The organism is Microcoleus sp. B4-C1 (genome assembly GCF_036705285.1).
Taxonomy (GTDB): Bacteria; Cyanobacteriota; Cyanobacteriia; order Cyanobacteriales; family Microcoleaceae; genus Microcoleus.
In genome coordinates, this window is the sequence record NZ_JAUBUC010000044.1 from 1 (window position 1) to 24,491 (window position 24,491).

Sequence of the window (24,491 nt, forward strand, 5' to 3'; positions counted from 1 at the left end):
GCCCGTCCGTTTTGGACGGGCGTCCCGCCCATCCCACAATAACAATTAAAATTGTAAGTTATTTAATTCGCGATCCTTAGCACTACCCCAACAAATTTATCTGAATCATTTAGGATTGCTATATGTGTTGTTAGTGTTTTATAAGTTTATTGACGCGGTAAATCCCCTGCTGAAGCTCGGCTTTTTAGTTACGGGGACTTTGTTAGGTTGTTGGGCGATTATTTACCTGTTGCAGAAAGTTTTGCCCAAAAATTACAGCCAGTACATTTTGGGAATTTAATCAAATTTTTTGTTTCAGCGGATGTCTTCATAAAACTGCTTGAGATACCGGGGAGAAACGCCAAAACCCCACAAAAGACCAATCGCAAGATAGATGGCAATAGCTTTAAATTCGCCCCAACTCGCAACTCGTCGATCGCTACTTTCCACTACCCGATTGACTAACTTAAGTCTCCCGCGTCGCACTAACTTCAAACACAAATCCGCTTCCTCCATAATTGGCAGCGCAGCATCGAAACCCTCGCATTCCCAAAAATCGGTACGGCGACAAAAAATAACTTGGTCGCCAAACAGCAGGCGCAATCCTTGGAAAAATAAATGAGGTCGAAATAACAGCGGCGCGTAATAAGTTTTGAGGTAATTGTGGAGGGAAAAACCCCATTTTGTTTGCTGCGAACCAGCCATCAGGGAGATAAACCCGCCACCGGAAATTTCGGCATCGGACAATGTTTTCTGGATGACTGCTACAATGTCGTCGGGAACTAAAGTATCGGCGTGCAGAAAGCACAGAATTTCACCGGTGGCGACTTGAGCACCTAAGTTCATTTGCAGGGAACGTCCGGCTATACTGCTAGAAATAACGCGGATGCCGGCGGAAAGTGCGATCGCCGTTGTGTCGTCTTGACTGCCGCCGTCTACCACCAACACTTCCCAAGCGGGAGGATTAAGGATGCTGAGTTGGCAGAGGGTGCGTTCCAGACAAGTCGCTTCGTTGAGGGCTGGGATGATAATAGAAACGCGATCCATCTGGTTGAAATTTATGCCAAAGCTATTATAATAAAAAACTGTGGCGATTCACAACCAACGATAAAATAGAACTTACGCGCGCGGATTCAGAAACCTGGTGTCGGCCTGCGAACTCGTCAATCGATTTTCGATTTTCGATTTTAGATTTTCGATTGACTTGCGCGAGATAAATGCGGGGGCTTGAGGATTTTCTATTTTCGATTGTGGATTGATTCCACGGGTAAATCACGTGGCGGGTACCACCTTTGAAATTCTTGGTCACGAAACATCCGATTTTCTACAGAAATTGGTTTTTTTGGCGTCAGTCCTATAAAATCACGCAAAAGTGCAATCGCCATCTATATTTTCCACTAATCAGGAATGAAAAAATCGTGCAGAAAACAGAAGTAAAAAATGATTTAGAATTTTACGACGAAAATGCTGATAATTGGTGGGACGAAAAATCTAAAATCTATGCTCTTTACCACCTAAATAAACCCAGATTTGAGTTTTTTGACAGACTCGCGACTAATTGGCAAGGGCTGAAAACCTTAGATGTCGGGTGCGGGGGCGGCTTTTCTTGCGAGTTTATGGCCGAGAGAGGTGCTATTGTTTCTGGAATAGATCGATCGGAGAAATGTATTGTAGCCGCTCAAAATCACGCAGTTACCAGCGGTTTTGAGATTGACTACAGGCAAGGTTTTGCCGAAAATATGCCCTACGATGACAATACCTTTGATGTGGTAATTTGCGTGGATGTTTTAGAACACGTTGCTGATTACAAACAAGTTGTGTCTGAGGTTCACAGAATTCTGAAGCCTGGAGGATTGTTCTTTTTTGATACCATCAATCGAACTTTTTCCTCGCAAGTGGTGATGATTGGCCTGATGGAAAATATTTTGCAAGAAATTAGGCGGGGGGTTCACGATTGGGAAAAGTTTATTACCCCGGAGGAACTGTCTGCGGTAATGCGAGATACGGGTTTTGGGAATATTGAAATTAAAGGTTTTGATATGTTTGGAGAAATGGGTTCTGTTTTAGCCCAGATGCACGGTTTTTGGGGGAATTTTACACGCGGAAAGCAGTTGTTTCCTTCCGGGGCAGTTTTCAAACAAGCGGCTCAACTTTTAACAGTTAATTTCGCTAACTATATTGATTACAAAAAGTCTGGGTTGTTTAAAATCCAAATCAATGAGGATACGTCGATTATGTATGTTGGCGTTGGGGCGAAGAATTAGTCAGTTAATTGTTGACTGTTGTCATTAGGGGCGGGTTTTAGACTGGTTTTTGCGATCGACAAATCCGGCTATAACCCGCCTCTATTGCATTTTTTAGGGTACGCACGCAGCGGTACACCTTATCCTGTTGAGTGCAATACACATATTCCGTGGGGACACGGCACGACGCCGTATCCTTACTGTATTGCGGGCAATTGAGAATTGCTATATTGGCGATCGCACTACAAACCTAATTTTAAGAACTAACTGCAAATAATTACCAACTATTTTTTAAGTTAAGCGCTTACGCCGTGCTGTCTGAGCGTCCCAAAATACCGCCCAGTCTTAGTTTGGGGCTGCTCGCGTTGAGCGGACACCTGGCTTTACAGCATTATGTAACAAATCTTAATGTTTTACTCTTGACAATTTCTATAAATTGCATGGTAGCTTATTGAATATTAATTGCAATAAGTGCCGGAAGTTAACAGTACCTGGAGGTCAATCACCGTGACAGCAGCAATAGTTTCCGCATCCGCCGATCGAATCAGCGACGGACAACCCGCCGACAGCCAAAAACTGATGAGTTTGGGTAAAAATTCCGAAATACCTGACCTCGATAACTCCAAAGATGTAACCCTCGCCGTCTTAGAAGGAGGGGGAACTCTCACGGTGTGCGATCGAACAGTCACTTTAAAACCCGGAGTATTTGTGTTTGTACCCGCAGGCATCCCGCGCAGTCTAAAAGTACAAACGACGCTGAATCTGTTACTAATTGACTGCGAAGCAGACCCAGATATGAGCGAGTCAGCTTGGTTGATGAATTTTCAAATTTAACCCAATGAAAAAACAGTGTCCTTGCTGTCTTGACTCCCTGATTTCTCAGGTTTGCCACAATCGCGTCTACTGTTTTTGCATGAATTGCAGGCAGGAAATGCCAAATCCTGACTCAAAAAAAAGAAATCTCAAACCCTGTCAACTTCTACCTTCGGAGTAACAATGTCGAAATCAATTGGTCTTTTCTACGGAACTACAACTGGCAAAACTGAGTCTGTGGCTGAAATGATTCGGGATGAATTTGGTGGCGATATCGTGACTTTGCACGAGATAGGCAGCATTGAAAATGATGATTTTGCTGAATACGAATGTCTGATTATCGCTTGTCCGACTTGGAATATCGGCGAACTGCAAAGCGACTGGGAAGGCTTTTTCCCAGAACTTGATGATATTGATTTTAGCGGCAAAAAGGTGGCTTATTTGGGAACTGGCGACCAAGAGGGCTACCCGGATAATTTTATGGATGCAATGGGGGTTTTGGCTGAGAAAATCACGGAACAGGGCGGCGAAACTGTTGGTTATTGGCCGGTAGACGGCTATGATTTTAATGAATCTAAAGCGGTAGTTAATGGCAAATTTTTGGGTCTTGCGATCGATGAAGACAACCAATCCGATCTGACGGAAGCACGGGTAAAATCTTGGGTATCTCAACTCAAGACAGAATTTGGGATCTAGGATTAATGGTGGGCAGGTTTTGCAATTACTCGTTACCAGGATCTGCCTCCAATTTTACTCCGCGATGCAAAGCCTTTGGAGATCGGTTCCCAAGAAGAGTCTGGGAACCAGTTAAAATTATTAATAGCTCCATTTTCTAACTTAAAAGTGATGAGATATACTTCAGATGATGTGCTATGGCTAAGTGCCAGTCCGAGTTTGCAATTATTCGATATTTCTCTCATTAACTACTTAAATCAGTCAGTACCAATACAAATATGGGAATACGAACAAACGGAAGATGAAGCTTGCTCTTTAGATGTCGCCGTTGATCTACTACATCACTATTTGAAAGCGCGGAATAGCCCAATTCATCTAATCGGTCACAGTACCAGCGGACTAATTGGTTTAATGTATGCCCGCCGCTATCCTCACAAAGTCAGCTCTTTGGGACTTTTAGCTGTCGGCTTGCCATCTGCTATTAATTGGCAAGCTCATTACTATACACATCTTTCAGCTTTTTCCTGGAGCCGCAAACAAATTTTAACTCAAATGGTTGGCGATATGTTGGGAGAACAAAATCAGTATATTAATCAAAAATTTGTATCATATTTTGAAGAAGATTTAGCACTTTCGCCTTCGCCTCACTCGTTATTTAGTACGACTAATTTATCCGATGGGGGTGTAGAAGTACCTTTGTTGTTATGCAGTAGCAAGACGGACTTTGTAGTATCTCCTATTGTCATGCGCCCCTGGCTTAAGTTTCTGAAAAAGGGCGATCGACTTTGGGAATGTAAAGATGGTAGACATTTTTTTCATCACTTCTATCCAGAACAAGTTGGGGAAGAAATACTAAACTTTTGGCTATCTCTACACAGCCGCCAACCGATTTTAGATTTGAGGTTCTAGATTCGCGCCACTATTGAGATAAATAACTAACAAGTTTTGGGGTGCTAAAAGCAGTCTCCTCGCCAGCCTGCCAAAATTTACTACAGATTCAACTCTTTATATATCAAGACTTTGCAGCAGTAGCAGCTCCCTGTAATGAAAATTTACGGTTAATGTATTATGATATATTAATGAGTCTTATTCTTAATAATTATGAAAAATATAAGGAGTGCGATCGAGGGCGACAACAGCTCAATCAAGAGCCCGCCGTACTTTCGAGTACCGCTGAGCCTCAAAATTATCGTGCCGTTTCTAAGCGTATCCGTCACTCTATTGTTATTAGTCATACACACAGTCAAAATCGGATTTGCCAACACTCTCGAAAAAGGAGTGCGCGATCAAGTTGAAAACCAAGCATTGTTAGCCGTGCGAGACTTCAAAAGTCGATCGACTCAATTGACAATGCAAGCCAAACTACTATCAGAAGAAGCCGAACTTATTCGCGCTATAGAAAAGAAAAACACAGACATCTTGCGTCAAGATATATTATCTCTAAAAACCACATTTAAACTAGATTTAGTCAAAGTAGTAAACGGGCGGGGCGAAATGGTAGCAGAGTTGCGAGAAGATTCGCTCATACATAAGAAGTTAATCAATAGCGCAGCGATAAATTCAGCACTTAAAGGCTTAGAAAAGTCAAATTTTGTCAGCATTGATGGCAAACCGCAAGCATTGCTAGTAGGATTTGCACCGATTAGAAGCAAGAATAGGATAATTGGTGCTGTACTCGTAGGTGACTTAGTGACAGACGAACAATTGCATAAAATCAACATTGACACTAAGAGTAAAAACTACTTCGCAATCTTTAAATCAGGAGAATTAATTGCTACTGATTTTCCCCAAATTCGCTCTAAATCTTGGAAAAAACCTACACCACAGACATCGACTACTAAAATAGATATTGAGCGCCTGTCTTACATAATGAAAACGGTAGAAATCTCCGAAATAGGCGATAGCATAGCTCTAGGTGTGTTTAGCCCAATGGCGACAGTGCAGCAAACGCAATTAACTTTATCTCAACGGCTAGATAGTTTCTTTTGGGCAGGGGTAATTCTAGCCACGATTGTTGGTGCTGTAGTTAGCCGAATCATCGGAAAACCAATTCTAGATTTAACTCAAAATGTGAATTGGATGGCAAGCAATGAATACTTTTCTGGTAGAGTACCCATTCCTTCCTCTGATGAGGTAGGTCAACTTGCGGAAGCTTTCAACTGTATGATAGAACAAGTAGAAAATCGCGATCGTACACTCAACCTACAATTGCACCAACTGCAACAAACGCTTCACGATTTAAAAAATGCCCAATCTCAACTAATTCAAGCCGAAAAAATGTCCAGTTTGGGGTTGATGATGGCTGGTATTGCTCACGAAATTAACAACCCAGTTAACTTTATTTATGGCAACCTTTCTCACGCTAACCAATATACTCAAGACTTGCTCAAGCTTGTAGGACTTTACCAGCAGGAATTTCCGAATGCAAGCGCGCCGATTCAAGACTGCATCGAGGAAATTGAACTCGACTTTTTATCAGAAGATTTGTCGAAGTTACTATCTTCGATGAAAATGGGTACTGAGCGAATTCAGCAAATTGTTTTGTCCCTGCGAAACTTCTCTAGGTTAGATGAAGCTGAAATGAAACCAGTCGATATCCATGAAGGAATTGACAGCACTCTATTAATTTTAAATAGCAAAATCAAAACAGCGATTAAAGTAATTAAAAATTATGGGAAATTGCCCTTGGTAGAGTGCTATCCGTCGCAGTTAAACCAGGTATTCATGAATATCATAGCCAATGCTGCTGATGCACTGTTGAGCAATCCAAATATGCGAAACAATGAGATTGAAATCCTCACAGAAATAGCAGGAGTAAATCAAGTGGTGGTGAAGATTAGAGATAACGGTAATGGGATTGACCCGGATGCAATTAATAGGCTATTTGACCCATTTTTTACCACTAAACCTGTGGGTAAAGGAACTGGTTTAGGGCTGTCAATTTCCTACCAGATAATCGAGAAGCATCAAGGGAAAATAGAAGTGAATTCGGAAATAGGGCAGGGAGCAGAGTTTGTGATTTATTTGCCGATTAAAGCCCGCACCCAAGAAGCCGCTTGTTTGTGCCAGAGTTAAGACAGTTGCTTGAATTGAATATCAGTTAGCTATTTGATTAGAGGAGACGGCATTGCCGTATCCCTACCGCAAAATAATCATGAACTCGCGAGGAGGAAACGGCAGTGCCGTTTCCCTACCCCGATTAATTGTAGGGAAACGGCAGTGCCATTTCCTGATTTCTGAAGTCCTTACTACGAAATTAATATCACTTAATGGCAAGTTGCAGAAACTGGCTCTTTTTTAACTGGTTCCCAGGCTCTGCCTGGGAATCAATATCTAGAGGCTCTGCCTCACTATCCTAGCAGGAAAATTGGAGGCAGAGCCTCCGGAGATGCGTTACTAGGCAGAGCCTAGTAACGAGTAATACCGTGATTAATTGTAGGGAGACGGCACTGCCATCTCCTGATTTGTTAATGGCAAGTTGCAGAAACTGGCTCTTTTGCTGACACCGACTCGCCAGGATTTAGCCATACATAAATCTCCGTTGCATCGTCGGCGCAACTGCCACACCCGCCGCATTTTTTGGCTTCTGCCATTTTGCTAATTCTGCCTTTGCGAATTAGGCGATTTAACATTCCGCGCAAAGCATCACCATCCATGCGAAAGTGGATTTTTAGATCCGCGATAGAGGCTCTTTTGTTGTCAGCAATAAATTTTTGGATTTCGCTTAAAATCATGGCTTTTCTCCTTTGTTTGATTCTTAAACGTAGTTAACAGTTAACAGTCAACAGTCAACAGTCAACTAACTACTGATTGCTGCGCGTCGCTTGGGGCGTATTGCACCGATCATTTTTAATCCCGCAAGTGTCAGCGCCATAGCTATTACCAGTCTCACTACCCAAATAACAGAAGATTCTAGATGCTCTGCATATGTCGCGACTTGATAATATAGGACTGCAATCCAGTAACCTAAACCAGTAGTCCATAAGCCTGCGAATACAGTCCATCCCAAGTTAGTTTCGCGGTAAAGCGCAGCCGTTGCGGAGACGCAGGGAAAGTACAGCAATACAAAAAGCAAATAAGCAAAAGCTGCTTGATTGGAACCGAACCGCTGGGACATTTGTCCGTAGGTGCTACCAGAGATACCTTGGTCTTCTTCCGCTTGTTTTTGGTCGGTAATATTAGCAGAATTTAAGCCGAGGGGATCGAAAAGTTGACCGGGAAGTTTCGTAAGATTCTCTGGTATGCTAAAAAATGCTTGGCCGATATTTCCCCAGAAACTAAATTCTTCTTCTTTCTCCGGTTCTCCACTTGCTGCTTTTTGTTCGTCTGCTAGTTGGGTGTACAAGGAATCTAAGGTTCCAACCATTACTTCTTTGGCAAATATTCCTGTTAGCAAACCGACGGTGGCGGGCCAGTTTTCTTGGGTGATTCCCATTGGTGTAAATACAGGTGTTGCCGCGTGGCCGACTGCACTAAGAATTGAGTCTTTGCTGTTGTCTTTGCCGAAGGAACCGTCGGTGCCAACTGAGCTCATGAATCCTAGTATAACCACCATGATCACGATCGCAATTCCGGCCTTTGTGATAAAAGCTTTCAGTCTGTCCCAAGTCCGCAGTAACACTCCTTTGAGCTTGGGAATGTGGTAGGGCGGCAATTCCATAACAAAAGGCGCGGCTTCTCCTTGGAGGATGGTATTCTTGAGGATTAGTCCGGTGAGAACAGCGGCTAGAATTCCGATTAGGTAAAGTCCTAGTACCATGTTTTGACCGCCGACTTGGAAGAATGCGCCGCAAAATAGGGCGTAAACTGCTAATCTGGCACTACAAGACATGAATGGATTCATCATAATCGTCATTGTGCGATCGCGCTTATTTTCCAATGTCCGCGTCGCCATAATTCCGGGGATATTGCAGCCGAAACCGACTATCATCGGCACAAAGGATTTACCGGGAAGCCCGATAAATCGCATCAATCTGTCCATCACGAAGGCAGCCCGCGCCATGTAGCCGGAGTCTTCTAAAACAGACAAACACAAGAACATCATCCCAATTTGGGGGATAAATGTAGATGTGGTTTGAATGCCACCACCAGCACCTTTTGCGAGAAGTCCAATCAACCATCCTGGTGCGCTGATACTTTCTAAAAGTTTAGCGAAACCATCTACAAAAATTGTCCCCAAGGCTATGTCAAAAAAGTCGATAAACACTGCACCAACGTTAATCGAAATGGTGAACATTAGGTACATTACCGCTAAGAATACGGGAATGCCTAAGAAACGGTTGAGAACAATTTGGTCAATTTTGTCAGAAACGTTGGTTTTGACTTCTCTAGAACATTCGGTGACGCCTTGGGTTAGGTTGCGGATGAAGGTGTAACGGCTGTCGGCGATGATAATATCGAGGTCGTCATCGAGGGTTTCATGGACTCGGCGGCGGTGCGGAACGACGATTTTTTCGAGTTCTGTACTGGCGACTTCCGGGGCGACTTCATCCTGATATTCTAACAGCTTCAGGGCTGTCCAGCGGGCATCTACGGTGCGATTTGGGCTGTGTTTTTCGATGTGCGGGATGAGTTGGACGATCGCATCTTCGATCGCAGCCGGATAAGCGACATAGGCAGATGGTACGATCGGCTGAGACAGCGCCCGATTAATCGCATCACGCAACAGAGGTACTCCGTCATTTGAAGAAGCACTCATCGGCACTACCGTACAGCCGAGGCGTTCTGCAAGTTTATTGACCTTGATTTTGAAATCCCGTTCTTTGGCAACATCCATCATGTTCAGCGCCAAAATTGTCGGTACGCGCATCTCCAAAATTTGGGTAGTGAGATACAAATTGCGCTCTAAATTAGAAGCATCAACAATATTAATAATTACGTCAGCTTCCCCAGATAGCAAATAATCTCGCGCTACCAATTCATCGAGTCCGGTGTCTCCATCTTCCGCATCAAGAGAATAAACTCCCGGTAAGTCAACAATCGTAATTGCTAAACCATCGTGAGTGTATTTTCCCTCTTTGCGTTCGACAGTTACTCCAGGCCAATTACCTACTCGCTGGCTGGCACCAGTCAGGGCATTAAATAAGGTAGTTTTGCCACAGTTAGGATTGCCTACCAATCCAATAATTTGCTTAGCCATTATTTAACCTCTTCTACAAATAGAGTTTTAGCTTCATCTTTGCGTAAACTGAGTTTGAAACCCCGCACGAGGATTTCGATGGGATCTCCCAAAGGTGCGTAGCGGGTGATAGTAAATTCAGTTCCCGGTGTCAGCCCCATTGCCAACAATTTGCCCTTATAGGCGCGGGCTGTTTTCTCATAGCCAATGACGCGGCAGATTGCGCCGACAGCCAAATCCCCTAGTTGTGTTTTCTCGTTCATCAGTTGTTTGAATGCAGTCTAAATTGGTAAAAATTCAAGGAAATTTCAGAATCTGTGAACATCTCTCTTTTCTCTGACTCTGCGCCCTCTGCGCCCTCTGCGGTTAATAAAAAAAATCTTTTTACCAATGAAATAGGATTGCTGTAGATACAATTTTTTTATGGCAATTTTGAATTCCTACAAATAATTTTCTGTGCCATCCCTGCCCCCAAACCGATGCGGTTGTCTCCAATTGCCACGATGACGGAACCGCCAGAGGTGCTGACGATTTGAACTTCAATAGTGGGGACTAATCCCATACCAATCAGACGGCGTACCGTGCCTTCTGAACCTTTGAGTTTGACAATCTGCAGTGTCTCGCCGATGCTTGCCATTGCTAGGGGGAATGATTTACCACCCGCCACCGCAGGCTGAGTTTCGGTGCTGCCAGACTCGCTTCCAGAGACTTCTGGTGTCTCGCCGTAAAAGGTGAAACCCGCGAACTGTCTGGGGTTTGACTCTTGCTTCTGTTCGCTGTATTCTTGGTTTTGTTTCATGGTTCTTCTCACAGTTGATCGGTTTTAGCAGCAAGTTTTTTGGCGTTACTTCCTGAAAATAATTGAGATTAATTCTCAATAAATTTTACACCGCAGTGCACGCATCGCCAAACTTGGGTTGTCAGGCTACTTGTTTTCTGGGAATATTGCGGATACAGTTGTTCCCCGCGATCGGAAATTTGATGGTTTTTTTGCGATCTAGAGTTGAAATCTCTCTTAGGTTAGATGCCAATTTGCGGTTAAATTGCGTGATGGTCAAACTAACTGCTCTTAAGCATCTTATCTGAAAAATTGTTTATTAGCAACAATTCTCAAATATATTAACCAGAAACAGAATCAGCCATTGGTGGGACGGCGCGATACTAAATATCGATCGAATTTTAATGACTCGCCCCAACTCCTAAAATAGCGATCGAGCAAGCATATAGCAATCCTCGCATCATTTGTAAAAATATATAGGGGTAGTGCTACCCCTACTCCCCGTGCCTACCCCAGCCTGCATCGGGGCAACCACGGGGGGTTTGCCCCTACAAGAATTACACGAATCATTTAGGATTGCTATATATACTTAAATGTTAGGGCGGACAGAGTGGCATCGCCCCTACCGATTCACAATTTATCAAGAATTATGCCAGCAAGTTTTCTGCCAAAGTCGATCGCACAACTCACAGAATCTACCTCAATTGCCTTAGCCCAAAGCATTCAACGAGAGGCAATTACAACTCCCCTATCTTCTGGGCCAATTGCCACAACTTACGTGCGCCAAGGCAGCGGCAACACACCGATTTTGCTACTTCACGGCTTCGACAGTTCCTTGTTTGAATTCCGCCGCCTGTTGCCGCTGCTAGCTGCCGAAAATGAAACTTGGGCGGTTGATTTGTTGGGTTTTGGCTTTACAGAAAGATCGGCCGGTTTGGCATTCAGCGCGAGGGCAATTGAAAGTCACCTTTACTATTTTTGGAAAACGCTAATTTCGCAGCCTGTAATCTTAGTCGGTGCTTCAATGGGAGGTGCAGCAGCAATTGATTTCACTCTCAATTATCCCGAAGCTGTAAAACAATTAGTGTTAATAGATAGCGCCGGTTTCGCCATCAGTTCTAATAAGGGAAAGTTTTTAATTCCTCCTTTAGGATATCTGGCCACTTCATTTTTACGCAATCCCAAAATTCGCCAGCGAATTAGCGTCAATGCTTATTTCGATAAAAATTTGGCTTCTGTTGACGCTCAAACTTGTGCTGCTTTACACTTGGAAATGCCCAACTGGAATCAAGCTTTAATTGCGTTTACCAAAAGCGGCGGTTACGGTGGTTTTGGGGGAAAATTATCGCAAATTCAGCAGCAGACGCTGATTTTGTGGGGAAAACAAGACCGGATTTTGGGGACGGCGGATGCGGAAAAGTTTGCAAGGGCGATCGCAAATTCTCAACTAATTTGGATACCCGACTGCGGGCACGTTCCCCACTTAGAAAAGCCACAGATTACCGCGCAGCATATTTTAGAATTCATCACCAAAAGCGGACTCACGCAAAAAAATTAAACCTAGGGTGCGCTGCGGCGCACCTTACATATATGTTTTCGCTGGCACATTTGGTATAGTTTGAGGTCAAATAGACAGGTTTCAAACTTTCGGCAAATACTTTTGTACTATCGTCCATCCTGTGAGCAACACAGTCACAAATCCCCCAAACAAGGCCAAATTAGTGCCGATATGGAGGGGGCGCGCCCAAGGATGTTTAGGGCCAATTTGCAGCCCGCTGCCAACAGAAACCAACACCAAAGCCACAACAGCTAACCCCGCCGGTAAATGAGCCGAGTGACCCAAATTGCCGTAGTATCCTAGGGTGCCGACTACACCAATTCCCAGCAGTAAAATTACCAAAGTCGCCATCCCCGCACCAGTGGCTAAATGAAAGGGACGCAGCCATTTTGGGCGCGGTTTTTTGGTACTCCTAGCGGCAAACATCCACGTTCCAGTAACGGCCAGCAACAGGTAAGCCAACAGGGAAACACCCATTGACCAAGCCGCTATTTTCCACAACCACAAGAAAGAAGGCAGATTCATCGGTTGCATCCCTAATTAGGATTTTCCACAAAAGGTTTCTTTCCGATTTTACCTGGACTTGAAAGCAAAAATGAATTATTTTGAGATCAAGTGCGATGTGCGATCGGACTATCCACAGATTGCATCAGTCTTACCTTGAAGTCAAACCCACTTTCTCCGATACTCAGCTTAATTTACGCTCGATATTGGTGGATCACCTTTTTAGGAGCCACCTTTCCATTCTAGCTGGCTGGTTTTGCTCTCCATGAAAGGCATTTTATAAAACCCTAGTTTTTGTTCTAAGATTAACCGGAAAAAAGGCAGACCTTCAATCAAATATCTTTTCCACAACCTTCTCGGTTCACTTAACAGTCTGTACGCCCATTCTATGCCGACTTCGCTCATCCATTTTGGAGCTCTGGCTTTGCAACCAGCTTCAAAATCAATGGTTGCACCTACGGCTAAGAAAATTTTGACGTGTGTTAATTTGCTCCTGTATTTAACCAGCCACTTCTCTTGCTTTGGCGCTCCCACTCCGATAGCCAGAACTGTCGCTCCTGATTTATTGATCGCATCAATTATTGTTTCACATTCTTCCTCATTTTTTTCAAATCCAAAAGAAGGAGAAAGTGCTTCAACTACTATTTCTCTACCAATTTTTTGGTTAATTTTTTCCTGGGCTTTCCTAGCAATACCTTCAGCCGCTCCTAGCAAAAATATTTTAATCTTCTCGTTATCTTTGTGATACATATAAAATGCAGGGAACAAATCCGAACCAGAAATCTTTTCTTTGAGAGGAGTACCCAAAAACTTGGAGGCATACATCAATATTTGACTGTCGCAGACTCTGTAAGTAGATGTATTGTAAGCTTCATAGAAGTCGCGGTCATACTGCAACTTAATCAAGTGGTCTACATTTGGTGTAAATACGACACCACCTTCGCCGTCGAGTTTTTCAAACAACTCTGTGATTGACAAGTTATCTATCGAGACATTCAATAAATTAACTGTTTTCATTTATTATGCCCTTCCCGGTTTATATTAAACTACAACTCAAACTATTATAGCCCACAATACAGTTGCGTGTTGTAACTAGGCGCTTCAGTGAACATAGTCTTCTCAGTATATCCTCCTATGCCCTACCTGTCTAGTCAGGATTTTTAAAGATTATGTAAAGAATCAGCTCGTTTTAGAAAAAGTGTATAAAGCCAATTTTTAAGTTTATAAGTCGCAAGACAGTTTCAAGTAAAAAGCCATCCAGTGCTAATACTTGTTGAAGCATTGCAAATGAATGTAAAAAAAAGAGTTTATGAGATTAAGAGTTTAACCTAGTGACAAATATCTGGCAACTTCCGAACGGGATTTCATCCAAAAGTGGTAGATTTTTGAGTTTTTGGTCTCTAGGGAAGGCAATATAGTCTCCAGCTTGAAGTGAAGTGGCGATCGCATTCCTGAAAATCATCCTGATTTTTGGTGAACCAGCGAATGTCTTCTTGGTGGCGAACTGGTTTTCTTGGCCTTAAGACTTTCTGGAGCTTTTAAGACGAGACCCGATATTCCTCCAGCAATCATCGCAAAAATCGGGTTAGTCATAGCATTCAAAACACAGTCAAACACGTACATAGTTAAGGCTACTCCCAGGACGGCAGCGGGCGCTACTTTGGGATTTGACCAGGTTCTGGCGGGATACTTGAACAGGGTAAAGACGATAACAGGAAGTAACAAAGAAGAAAATAAACTAGCTAAACCGACTGCACCGTTGACGCCAAATGCAATAATCCATAAGCTGTCGGTGACCGAGATATCTTTACCCGACTCGTCGTAAACGCGGTTTCCGCCGGAATCTCCCCAGCCAAAAAGAAATCTTTGCCGCGCTTTTTCCCCCAAAATCTCTTCCATGTCAAATCTAAACTTTAGAGAGGCGGAGCGTTCTTCGCCAAATATTGGAGTGATGAAGTCCATCACGTCTTTGCTCGAAAATTGACCCGATGCAGCGACGTACAGATAAAACACTATATATCCAATTATGAATAGCAGGGGCAAAGATGTGCGAAACCACTTTGCAGAGAATAATACGAGTAAACCCATTGCAAATAAACTGTAGGCGCCAGTAGAACGGCATAGGAAAAAAGCGATAGTTAATATAATTGCTAAAGTCTTGATGTTACGACCCTGAAACTTTTTGAGCGCCCCAGTTTGCCAAAGCCAAAGTGCGATTAAGGCGGCTGTCATCATCCATAGACCCACCATCAAACCGTGCTGCATAAATACTACCGGTCTCCACCCCCCCAGGCGCCTTGCTTGACCCCAGTCCTCAAAGGCATTGACGCCGTAAATCATTAGGTGCAGAATTGGGCCCCTAACCCCTTCAATTAAAGTAAAAGGAATGTAGGCCAACCCACCTGCAAAAATCCCGATCGCCAATTGTCGCAGCCCTTCTAGATTACCCACATATAAGCGTCCTAAAAAATAAGGCAAACCCCAAGTAACGATTTGGTTGATAGTCGGAGAAATTGGGCTGCCGCCATTACTAACTTGTGAAACAATTGGACACAAACAGTAAATTACTATTGGCACGTCCAGCCAACCGGGCTTAAAAGATGTCAGGCGCGCAGGATCGTAGATAAGAGTCCCCAACAAAATGCCGTAGCAAGCAGCAGAGATTTTGGTATAGGGTGGCAATGAGGGGATGGGATAAGAAGCTTGCGGCAAAAACAGCCACCCTACCACAAAACTTATAATTACTGCACGCTGAGCCGGAAACCTCACAAACAGGTAACAAACGACTGGAATAAAGCCGAACAGAGCAAGTGGGATTAATGCAACCATAGGTATTTTTTGGCAGTAAAATTTTAGAAAGACAACTCAAATGGCCCGCTCAAAATTCTTGATTAAACGATCGCCCAACCCCAATCTTTTCAATCAACCTCAATTTTACGTCTTGTTGGTTAATTGTGCCTGACGTTCCAAACCAGTGTACAGTGCCGCATCGAGGAGATTAGTTGCATCGTCCATAACAGCAAGTTCGCACTTACCAGCCTATTTTTGCCTTTTCTGCGGGGTGGGGATCTCTGCAGGAGGCGATCGTCACTTGATAGTCTAGCCGATCTTACTTTGTCATCAGGGACAAGTCCCAATTACACATGGGCAGATGTTTGATGACTAGACAAGTTTAACCTGTAACGGAGCCAGCCTTAAAACCTCCGTCGCACTCTAGTTCAGATTTTGGCAGATCAATTTATAACGACTATTCCCTCGTCGCTGCAGTCAGAATTCGTGTGGAGACTGCTGCGTAGAAAACAGGACACGGGCGATTTATTTTACTTGTGTCAGAAGCACCCCACCAAACGATATTGACTTTCTGCCCAGAAATCCGGCGCCGAAAACGCCCGTAGCGCCGAATTTCAAATTGCAGCAATTAGCAAACCGGAATTTTTTCATAGTTTGCTGCATAGGGAGAAAACGGAACTATCTTCACGGCGCGCTGTTTAGATTTGTCTACAGCAACTTTCAATGCCGCTTCAAAATGATCCGTGGCATCTTCCCACGTATAGTTGTTCACCTTGGCATAGGCGACTTCGGACATGGCTTGCCACTTGGAATTTGGCATCTGACAGATAGACTCTATGGCTTTTGCCATTTCTTCGGGATCTTCTGGTCTTACAAGTATGCCAGTACCGCCGCTCAAAATTTCAGGAGCAGCACCTGCTGGGGTACTGATGACGGGAGTGCGGCACGCCATCGCTTCGATAATAGGCAAGCCGAAGCCTTCTGAGCGGCTCGCCAGCAGCCATGCATCGCATTTGCTGTAATAGTCTTTGATTTTTTCTTGGTCGGGTTGAATTACATACTCGGCATTTGCCGGTAGGGGCAATTCCGAGGATGGGGCCCCTGTACCGAAGGCAACCAGACGCAGGTTGGGGATCTTTTCGGCCGCTAGGGAAAAAGCTTTGAGGGCGATGTCGGTTCCTTTCCAGTAGATTGTAGAGTACATTAGGCCAACTGTAGGAACCGATTGTTTGTTGCGAGGACAGGCGTAAAATTGCTTGGTGTCCACGGTAGGAGGAGCTAAGGAAACTTGGCGATCGCCATATTTAGTCCGAGCTAGGTCAACTAACCACTCAGAGATCGTAATTTTGTGCATGGGCAGCATCCAGGTTGCTTCTACTCTTCCTTGAGGTAGATAGTCAAAAATTTCGTGGTGCTGGATAAAATAAGCTTTTGCTCCTTTGCTAGGAGAGAGTTTGGCTACCCACTCGGCGGTTTCCCACCAGGTGGCCACTACTACGTCAGCGTCAGGTACATCTTTGTCTTCTACGGGGCGGTAGCGATCTGTAATTTTGTGTTCTACACCTAAGTTATCGAAAAATGAGGGTTCGTTTTCAGGTGTGGAAATCCAACCGCGTCCCCGCAACAGCGACTTGACTTGCTGGCGCATACTCGGTTGGGCGTGGGGTACAGAGATGACGAAGACGGAGTGTCCTCGCTTTCTCAAAAGTTCTGCGAAAATAGAGATTACTCGTATTCCACCAGTTAGAGACAGAGTAGGAAGAACAAAGGTGATTTTCATTTTTAAGTCCCGCTGAAGACTTTTACTCGCTTTCGGCGCTGCTAGCAGCGCTGATGTTAGAGCCCAAAAGGAAAGAGGGGCGGGTGAATATTAATTACCGCTTTCCTGGTGTTTACATAGAATCCAACCGATCGACTGTTCGCAACACCCCAATATCTATCTGCCACAACTTGAATGTCGTTGCATTGATCATAAGGATTGATGTTAGCCAGAAACAGTTCCCATCGGGATAATTTGCAGATCAGCGAAAGTTCATCCCGAAGATAGATACCTCATCAAATAGAAGCTTGTTTCGCGACAAACACCAAGCTCTATAACACCCTCTGTTCAAGATAACATCATTTTATCCAACAGATAGGAATGTACGGTAAACCGAATATCAGCAAACTTTTAATGTGAGGGATAAAGGTAGCATCTGCAACAATATTCAGTAGATTGACATCGCCTTTGGCAAAATTTTATACTGGATTCAAGAGGGGACTTCTTACCTTGAGAATGTTGATTGATCCATTAAAATAACAGATATAAATACCATCAGTGGCTGTAATTTTTTGGTAAATGTGCTGTAGGTATTGCTTGACACAATATCCTATTTGGTCAAGATTCAGAGATGGTGGTTTTCTCATAAACCTGCAGGGGCGCGATCGCGCGAATCATCGTCGTGGAGCCGCGAATGAGGGGATAAAGCCAATTTTTAAAGCGATCCCCCTCGCCCTCAGTTTTCGTGTGTTCATAAAAAAACCTAGTTGATGCGTCCACTGTTTTAAAAAATAGGTTTCCCAATCGTGCTACAGAACATAGAGTTTCACCGATATAAATTTAATTAGCGGCATGAGTTTTAAATTTGTTAATAAAAGGCTATCGCCTGAAAAAGTTCCCACAAGAGACTGCCAGTGGGGGGCAGAGTATATGTAGCGTTCCTGCCCAATTCCAGTCTAAGTAATTACCGTAACAAAAATTCAGCAGCAAATTATCAAATGACCCTATAAAGATCAAAGGAATACTCAAGGTTGATCGGTCAATATCGTGCAAACTTTGACTCCTAAGCAGTAGCAGCAGCTTCGTGGTATGTATCAAACGATTTCGCCTACAAAAAATTTGATGTTATGAAATCATAATTTTTCCTAAGTTGGCAATTCCCGATGACAATCGGTGTGATCTTGGGGGCCGGGCCGCCGATGCTGGTAGCGATAGGTTGGCCTGTTTTTATGCAGCTAAAATTATGCGATCGCCAGCAAAACCAAACCTAGAATTAAAAGCAGATGCCTGAACGGAAAGCATCTTCCGGTGGGAAGATATGAACTTCGATTATTGCACAGCATCAATCAATAGCCGAGTTCGGATATTCCGGCTGCTGAAGAATGGATTAGTTTCACAGTCAGCGATACTGGAATTGGAATCAAGCCAGAGCAAATTGAGAGAGTATTTCAAGCTTTTACGCAAGCGGACGATTATACTCCTCGCAGGTACGGCGGTACGGGTTTGGGACGGGCAATCGCCCAGAAATTCTGTGTGATGATGGGGGGAGATATTAGTCGGGAGAACGAGTTGGGAAAAGGGTCAATGTTTACTGTATAATTGCCGACGATTGTAGCTGAAAAAGCAGCTAGTTAAAAAGGATTTGCCAACCAATAATTGCCAGGGCTAAATCTGCGATCGCGTGGCTGATATAACTCGACCAAAGCGAACGGTAAGTCAGATAAGAATGCGACCAAATTATCCCGGCGGTGAAGACAGCTAAGGAACCTAAGATCACAGCCTGCCAGTCGCTGTAAGCTGCGATTACAAAAATGTGGTGGAGTGTGAAAAATAGCGAACTCAGAAATATTGCTTTTGTACCCGGTATGATAATCTGGCACTTGTTGCAGACAAACCACCGCCAAGTAAATTCTTCAATCAGCGAGTTAACTAGCACAAAATATGCTTCGACAATCAAGTAAATAGTAGGGCTGCTAATACCTAACTGGTACGATTTTTCTTTAGCAACTACAGGATCGATCCACTGCTGACCAAAAAGGCTATAGATACCCAGAATTACCGCAAACATGAATATTCCCCAAATAGATCCAGCCAGCAATTCTTGGGGCTTGGGCAGGGATAAACTGAGCTTTTTGCGATCGACAAAAACAGACCACGCGATCGGAAAAACCAGCAACCAAACTTGACAAAAGACTGACAGTGTTTGTCCCCAGCTTCCAGGGGCAATATACAAGGCTGCTATGATACCGATACTAGCGGCAGGGACAAGCAGTGTTAAAGCCAATAGTGCTGAGTTGCGATCGCCCATGTCCAACATTTTGCACGATTCCTTAAAAAATTGGATTGAGATCAAAGGAAAAAGCTTGGTGGCGGCGGACAGATTATACCACTTTCAAGAAACAATGCAACTGTAGGTCAGTGTTCCAAACCCTTATGCAGTCAGTCATTCTCACGTTTTTAATCTAAAAGGTATGAGTTGTGTGCAGTTTATAAAATTTGCGTTTATTTCTTGAAACTAAAAATTGGTAAAATGGCGATCGCACGGACGATCCTACTAACCCGGAATTACTCTAAATCTACTCAGTTGTCTGGTTTCTGAAATCCGAGCGATCGTTCTATTTCAGGCTCAGCACCATTTTGCAGCCAATCAAGGGGTTTTTCTGCTATTTGGGCCGGGTTTACCCATATAATATCTTTAAGCCGATCGACATCTACTGCTACTTTAGCAAAACATTGTCTCACTTTGTTATCAAGTGAAATTACTGTGCGATCTGTAGCGATCGCAGCTTCCACCAAACGCAAATCTTTAACCATTACTTCCCGCTCTTTATCGCTCTCGGCTATTGCTTCAACTTGACACCACAAATCATTATCTACCGCGATATCGCAGATACATAGTTTCTTCTTTGCCACCATCCGGCGCAGCCATATACGAGCAGATTTTGATTGATGTTTGTGCCACTCATCTCTAATATCTGGAGTCATCACAACTCGGTGAGAAAGATCCAAGACAGCTTCGAGAAAATCCCGACAGTAAACCGATATGGGATAGGTTGCATCTTCTCCACCAGCAGCACGCGCAACAGAAGCATCTATTACCAGGCGTTTAGAAACTTTATCTGCCATGTTAACGCTTCCACAAAACAGCTTCTGCTGCATCCAAATAGCGGTTTTCTAGATGCAAAGAAACATCGCCCAAATCTTCAGGCCAATCTCCAAAAGCTCCCGTCTCGTCTAAATCGGCACTGCTGACTTCTGTAACACCATCGTCGCGCCGTTTAAACCAGTGAAGTTTTACTAAATCCGGTAATATTTTACCCTCGGCAACTAACGATTGAACTGCTAAAAGCAGCAATTCGCTGTGAGTTTCTAGAACAACTCGCACACCTCTATTTGCAGAATCCACTAAGATTTGTGCTAAAGCAACTTGAGCGCGAGGATGCAAGTGAATTTCTGGCTGTTCTAGATAAACTAATTGTCCTGGTTCTGCTACAAGCAAAGCAACTAAAACAGGCAAGGTTTGCGATACTCCCAAGCCAACATCAGCAATACTAACAGTATCGCTTGCACTCCCGCTGCGGGATAAACGACCTACTCGCAGTTCAATTTGTACGTCATTAATCTGTCTGGCTTCAACTTTCCAGTTAAGTCCTAATAACTCTAAAGCTTGACCCAATTTTATCAGTCGATCGTCTTTTGTTTCTTGCCAGTAATTAACTATACTAGCAACATAATTTTCAAAAAAGCCTGGAAATTCACTGCCAACTCCTGCGGTATTGTAGGTGCGTTCTGGATTGCCTCTCAACCCGGGAACGTGGACGATGCGGCGAATATGCTTGGGGAAATTCATTGGCAAATAAGATGACTTCAACTGACTGTAGCAAAGTTGCAAATCTAGAAAACATCGGACATTAATCACACTCCATAGCGGTTCTACCTGGTCGAGCCTATCTAACAATACATTGTAAAATCTAGCCAGTGTTTCAGGAAGAATTTTTACCAATTCTTGATTCTGCATTCCGGGAAAAATAGTAAAAATTTTACCATCGTAAGCAGGAATACAGTAAGTCGCTTTAACAACTTTAATTCCGTGCTTTGGCTGCTTTCTAAATAAGTTGATCAAAAAATGATCGTGATCTATATTCAGCCTGACAGAAAACTCATCCCTGTAGTTTTCGGGAGACAGTTTAGACAATACCTGTTCGGCTGATGTAAACTTAACATTAGGCCCGTCAAGTTTTAAACCACCGGGGTCGTAAGGGGCTTCTAGCGTTTGCTTCATCAGCAAGAGTGGCTGCATGATGCTAGACTTACCAGAACTGTTGGCACCGGCTAGAATTGTCAGCGATCGCACTTCAATCTGGCACTCTTCGTAAATAGACTTGTAGCCGCATACTGCAATTTCAGTAATTCCCTGTACAGGCTCTTCGTTCTCGGTTTCAAAGAAAGTGGATTGAGTCATGATATTATGGTTGTATTTGCGGCTATAAATACCATAATATAATCTAATCCCTAGTAGCTGTGTATTTTGGCTGAATGACGATCGCAATTGATTTTGGAACTAGCAACACCGTCGTCGCTCGCTGGAATCAAGCCCTCCAGCAGCCCGAAACTTTAAAATTACCGGGATTGTCGGCAATCTCGGCTCAAAATCCGCCCCTAATTCCGAGTTTACTCTACGTTGAGGACGCTGCTGCAAATAAAGTAATACTCGGTCAGCAAGTCCGCGACAAAGGCCTGGATTTGAGTGGAGATTCTCGGTTTTTTCGCAATTTTAAGCGGGGAATTGGCACTTCAGTTCAGGGTTTTGTGCCGGAACTTGACGGGCAACTTATTACTTTTGAACAAGTAGGTGAGTGGTATTTGAGCCAAATTGTAAACTCAATTCGCGAACTGCCTTTGCCGATCGACTCTTTGATTTTTACAGTGCCTGTAGATAGTTTTGAAGCTTACCGTCATTGGTTGGGCAAAGTGTCTCAATCTCTGCAAGTAGAACAGGTGCGGATGTTGGACGAACCTACGGCGGCTGCTTTGGGTTACGGTTTAGCCGATCGCGAAAATCTGTTAGTCATTGATTTCGGTGGCGGAACTCTCGATCTTTCTTTGGTGCGTTTGGACGCTTCCTCCAACAAAAAGCCCCTCGGTTTTATTCTTAAGTGGGGCGAAAAGCTATTAGCTGAATCTTCAGCGCAAAAAACAAAAGTTGCCCGGGTTTTGGCTAAAGCCGGACAAAATTTAGGCGGTTCTGATATTGATAATTGGCTGGTTGACTATTTTGTTCAAACAAAAGGGCTGGCAAAATCTCCGATTACAACGAGATTGGCAGAACGGTTAAAGATTCAGTTATCTTTAGTAAATCAGGCAGTTGAGGTTTATTTTGATGATGAAAATTTTGAGAGTTACGAATTAGAATTAGATCGAACTCGTTTTGAATCTATCCTCGGTGAACATCAGTTTTTTGACAAACTCGACGAGTGCATGAATCAAGTATTGCAGCAAGCGCGGCGCCAAGGCTTAGAAATTGGCGACATCGACGCAGTTTTGCTAGTTGGCGGTACTGTACAAATTCCCGCTGTTCAGCGTTGGGTGCAGCAATATTTCGAGCCGACAAAAATTCGCTGCGACAAACCATTTGAGGCGATCGCCCAAGGTGCTCTGCAACTTAGTCAAGGCATAGAAATCAAAGATTTTCTCTATCACAGTTACGGAATTCGCTACTGGAACCGCCGCGACAATTGCCACAGTTGGCACAGTTTAATTAAATCGGGCCAGTCTTATCCGATGAGCGAACCAGTAGAATTAGTCTTGGGGGCTTCTTTAGAAAGTCAGCCAAGTATAGAATTAATTATCGGCGAATTGGGAGCGGAAACTGGCGGCACGGAGATATATTTTGATGGCGACAGACTAATTACTCGCCAACTCGCGGGCCAAACATCGGTACAGCCCCTAAATGATAAAGAAGGAGCACGCAGCATCGCGCAATTGACGCCGCCTGGGTATCCGGGGAGCGATCGCATAAAAATCTTCTTCCGCGTTGACGAACAGCGCTTTTTGCGAATTACCGTGGAAGATTTGCTGACAAATGAAACTTTGTTGGAGGATAAACCAGTGGTGCAGCTAAGTTAAGCATTCCTGAACGCATAGGAGCTCAGAAACCGGGTTTTTTACGAAAATCCTTCGTTGCAGCCCGCAGATTAAGTGAAAAACCCGGTTTCTTTGATGGAGTGTGTCCAGGACTAAAATTATTAAAAGCAGATGAACTACAAACTAGAATTTCCACTCTCTCCAGAACTAGAAAACTATCGCGACAGAATCGAAGCTACCATTAAACCTTACATCGAAATTCAAACCCAGAATAACGATGGGGTTAATTGGTGGCAGAGTAAATTTGGGGGATTGCCCTATTTACCTAAAGGCTTTGAATATCCCAAAACTTGTGACGGTAAATATTTATTTTTGCTAGCGCAACTCAACTTTGATGAAATACCGCCTTTAGATGGTTTTCCCGATCGGGGCATCTTACAGTTCTATATAGCCGACGATGACGTGTATGGTTTAGATTTCGGCAATTACGCCAATGTAGATAATTCCGCAGTCGAACAAAAATTCAAAATAATCTATTTTCCTCAGCCAGACTTCCGAGTTGAAAACATCATTACCAATTATGATTTTTTGCCGGAACCAGAATATTTTCCTGTTCAGGGCTGTTACGGCTTGCAATTTACTAAAAAATATGCGCCGATTAGTACCAGTGACTACCAATTTACAGAAATTTTAGGATCGGAAATTGAAGAGTTATTTATGAACTCTGAAATAGAGGATGAGTACCTAGAAATATCACAACCCGTTGGTCATAAAATAGGTGGTTATCCTGATTTTACACAAGAGGACGTAAGAAAATATAGTAGTAACTCCGAGCCAAAACAAAAGCTAGACATTCTTCTATTGCAAATGGATACCGATTGCAATGAGACAGTAGATATCATGTGGGGAGACACTGGTGTAGGTAACTTTTTTATTGATGAATCAGCACTCAGAGAATTAGATTTTAGTAAGGTTTTATATAATTGGGATTGTGCTTGAAGGCAGTAATGAAGTAAGCAAGCTACAAAAACCAGAACTGATGAACTCCGATCGAAGAAACGGGGTTTTTGACCGAATCTACGGCTGTAACGCAGTATTTCGCAAAAAAACCCGGTTTCTGACCACCGGTGCATAAGTTCTAATAATGTTCGACTATGCCCGATGCCCGATGCCCGATGCCCGATGCCCCA

Annotated in this window: 21 protein-coding genes and 1 pseudogene; 10 read left to right on the forward strand and 12 right to left on the reverse strand. The window is 43.6% G+C overall.

The features are described 5' to 3' along the window. Nucleotides 1–124 precede the first annotated feature (124 nt). The gene (locus QUB26_RS18105; RefSeq protein WP_333055438.1) at nucleotides 125–280 is read left to right on the forward strand and encodes a hypothetical protein; all 156 of its coding nucleotides are present in this window, start codon (nucleotides 125–127) and stop codon (nucleotides 278–280) included. Between the two features lie 14 nt (nucleotides 281–294). Here QUB26_RS18105 and QUB26_RS18110 read toward each other — a convergent pair whose 3' ends face one another. Further along, nucleotides 295–1,026 carry a TIGR04283 family arsenosugar biosynthesis glycosyltransferase gene (locus QUB26_RS18110; RefSeq protein ID WP_333319107.1) on the reverse strand — a complete coding sequence of 244 codons (732 nt, stop codon included), beginning with the start codon at nucleotides 1,024–1,026 and terminating at the stop codon, nucleotides 295–297. Between the two features lie 371 nt (nucleotides 1,027–1,397). Between QUB26_RS18110 and ubiG the strand changes: the two genes are divergently transcribed. From ubiG to QUB26_RS18135, 5 genes are all read left to right on the forward strand, one after another. Continuing rightward, on the forward strand, nucleotides 1,398–2,243 hold the full coding sequence (ubiG, locus tag QUB26_RS18115; protein ID WP_333319109.1) for a bifunctional 2-polyprenyl-6-hydroxyphenol methylase/3-demethylubiquinol 3-O-methyltransferase UbiG: 846 nt from the start codon (nucleotides 1,398–1,400) through the stop codon (nucleotides 2,241–2,243). 486 nt (nucleotides 2,244–2,729) lie between these two features. After that, nucleotides 2,730–3,056 carry a cupin domain-containing protein gene (locus QUB26_RS18120; RefSeq protein ID WP_333140865.1) on the forward strand — a complete coding sequence of 109 codons (327 nt, stop codon included), beginning with the start codon at nucleotides 2,730–2,732 and terminating at the stop codon, nucleotides 3,054–3,056. A gap of 162 nt (nucleotides 3,057–3,218) precedes the next feature. Beyond that, the gene (gene fldA / locus QUB26_RS18125; RefSeq protein WP_333238285.1) at nucleotides 3,219–3,731 is read left to right on the forward strand and encodes a flavodoxin FldA; all 513 of its coding nucleotides are present in this window, start codon (nucleotides 3,219–3,221) and stop codon (nucleotides 3,729–3,731) included. A gap of 150 nt (nucleotides 3,732–3,881) precedes the next feature. Further along, a complete protein-coding gene (locus QUB26_RS18130) occupies nucleotides 3,882–4,619 on the forward strand; it encodes an alpha/beta hydrolase (protein WP_333238283.1) in 738 nt (245 codons plus the stop codon). A gap of 192 nt (nucleotides 4,620–4,811) precedes the next feature. After that, on the forward strand, nucleotides 4,812–6,785 hold the full coding sequence (locus tag QUB26_RS18135; RefSeq protein ID WP_333319111.1) for an ATP-binding protein: 1,974 nt from the start codon (nucleotides 4,812–4,814) through the stop codon (nucleotides 6,783–6,785). Nucleotides 6,786–7,177: 392 nt separating this feature from the next. Here the strand turns inward: QUB26_RS18135 and QUB26_RS18140 are convergent, their stop codons facing one another. From QUB26_RS18140 to QUB26_RS18155, 4 genes are all read right to left on the reverse strand, one after another. Beyond that, nucleotides 7,178–7,444 carry a FeoC-like transcriptional regulator gene (locus QUB26_RS18140; RefSeq protein ID WP_333319113.1) on the reverse strand — a complete coding sequence of 89 codons (267 nt, stop codon included), beginning with the start codon at nucleotides 7,442–7,444 and terminating at the stop codon, nucleotides 7,178–7,180. A 65-nt stretch (nucleotides 7,445–7,509) separates the two neighbouring features. Continuing rightward, complete coding sequence (gene feoB, locus QUB26_RS18145) at nucleotides 7,510–9,849, reverse strand: Fe(2+) transporter permease subunit FeoB (protein WP_333319115.1); 2,340 nt, start codon at nucleotides 9,847–9,849, stop codon at nucleotides 7,510–7,512. After that, complete coding sequence (locus QUB26_RS18150) at nucleotides 9,849–10,091, reverse strand: FeoA family protein (protein WP_333319117.1); 243 nt, start codon at nucleotides 10,089–10,091, stop codon at nucleotides 9,849–9,851. The genes feoB and QUB26_RS18150 overlap by 1 nt, the downstream gene beginning before the upstream one ends. Before the next feature lie 158 nt (nucleotides 10,092–10,249). Next, entirely contained in the window at nucleotides 10,250–10,627 is a 378-nt protein-coding gene (locus QUB26_RS18155; protein ID WP_333319120.1) for a FeoA family protein, read from the reverse strand. Nucleotides 10,628–11,255: 628 nt separating this feature from the next. Between QUB26_RS18155 and QUB26_RS18160 the strand changes: the two genes are divergently transcribed. After that, a complete protein-coding gene (locus tag QUB26_RS18160) occupies nucleotides 11,256–12,164 on the forward strand; it encodes an alpha/beta hydrolase (RefSeq protein WP_333238272.1) in 909 nt (302 codons plus the stop codon). An 81-nt stretch (nucleotides 12,165–12,245) separates the two neighbouring features. Here the strand turns inward: QUB26_RS18160 and QUB26_RS18165 are convergent, their stop codons facing one another. From QUB26_RS18165 to QUB26_RS18180, 4 genes are all read right to left on the reverse strand, one after another. After that, entirely contained in the window at nucleotides 12,246–12,689 is a 444-nt protein-coding gene (locus QUB26_RS18165) for a DUF4079 domain-containing protein (RefSeq protein WP_333055424.1), read from the reverse strand. 201 nt (nucleotides 12,690–12,890) lie between these two features. Next, on the reverse strand, nucleotides 12,891–13,685 hold the full coding sequence (locus QUB26_RS18170; RefSeq protein ID WP_333168610.1) for a WecB/TagA/CpsF family glycosyltransferase: 795 nt from the start codon (nucleotides 13,683–13,685) through the stop codon (nucleotides 12,891–12,893). 441 nt (nucleotides 13,686–14,126) lie between these two features. After that, nucleotides 14,127–15,497, reverse strand: coding sequence for an O-antigen ligase domain-containing protein (locus QUB26_RS18175; protein ID WP_333319122.1), 1,371 nt, complete (start codon nucleotides 15,495–15,497; stop codon nucleotides 14,127–14,129). Between the two features lie 589 nt (nucleotides 15,498–16,086). Further along, nucleotides 16,087–17,238: a glycosyltransferase family 4 protein gene (locus QUB26_RS18180; protein WP_333319124.1), complete on the reverse strand. Its 1,152-nt coding sequence runs from the start codon at nucleotides 17,236–17,238 to the stop codon at nucleotides 16,087–16,089. 1,350 nt (nucleotides 17,239–18,588) lie between these two features. On the opposite strand from QUB26_RS18180, the pseudogene QUB26_RS18185 reads away from it, so the two are divergent. After that, nucleotides 18,589–18,816, forward strand: a pseudogene (locus QUB26_RS18185) (ATP-binding protein); the annotation flags it as partial. Nucleotides 18,817–18,844: 28 nt separating this feature from the next. Here QUB26_RS18185 and QUB26_RS18190 read toward each other — a convergent pair. From QUB26_RS18190 to QUB26_RS18200, 3 genes are all read right to left on the reverse strand, one after another. Beyond that, nucleotides 18,845–19,534, reverse strand: a complete 690-nt coding sequence (locus QUB26_RS18190) for a type II CAAX endopeptidase family protein (RefSeq protein ID WP_333319126.1) — start codon at nucleotides 19,532–19,534, stop codon at nucleotides 18,845–18,847. Nucleotides 19,535–19,797: 263 nt separating this feature from the next. Beyond that, nucleotides 19,798–20,343, reverse strand: a complete 546-nt coding sequence (locus tag QUB26_RS18195) for a hypothetical protein (RefSeq protein WP_333319128.1) — start codon at nucleotides 20,341–20,343, stop codon at nucleotides 19,798–19,800. Between the two features lies 1 nt (nucleotide 20,344). Continuing rightward, nucleotides 20,345–21,679, reverse strand: coding sequence for an AAA family ATPase (locus tag QUB26_RS18200; RefSeq protein ID WP_333319131.1), 1,335 nt, complete (start codon nucleotides 21,677–21,679; stop codon nucleotides 20,345–20,347). Between the two features lie 74 nt (nucleotides 21,680–21,753). On the opposite strand from QUB26_RS18200, the gene QUB26_RS18205 reads away from it, so the two are divergent. Further along, nucleotides 21,754–23,343, forward strand: coding sequence for an Hsp70 family protein (locus tag QUB26_RS18205; protein ID WP_333319133.1), 1,590 nt, complete (start codon nucleotides 21,754–21,756; stop codon nucleotides 23,341–23,343). Nucleotides 23,344–23,472: 129 nt separating this feature from the next. Then, nucleotides 23,473–24,300, forward strand: coding sequence for a DUF1963 domain-containing protein (locus QUB26_RS18210; protein ID WP_333238258.1), 828 nt, complete (start codon nucleotides 23,473–23,475; stop codon nucleotides 24,298–24,300). Nucleotides 24,301–24,491 lie beyond the last annotated feature (191 nt).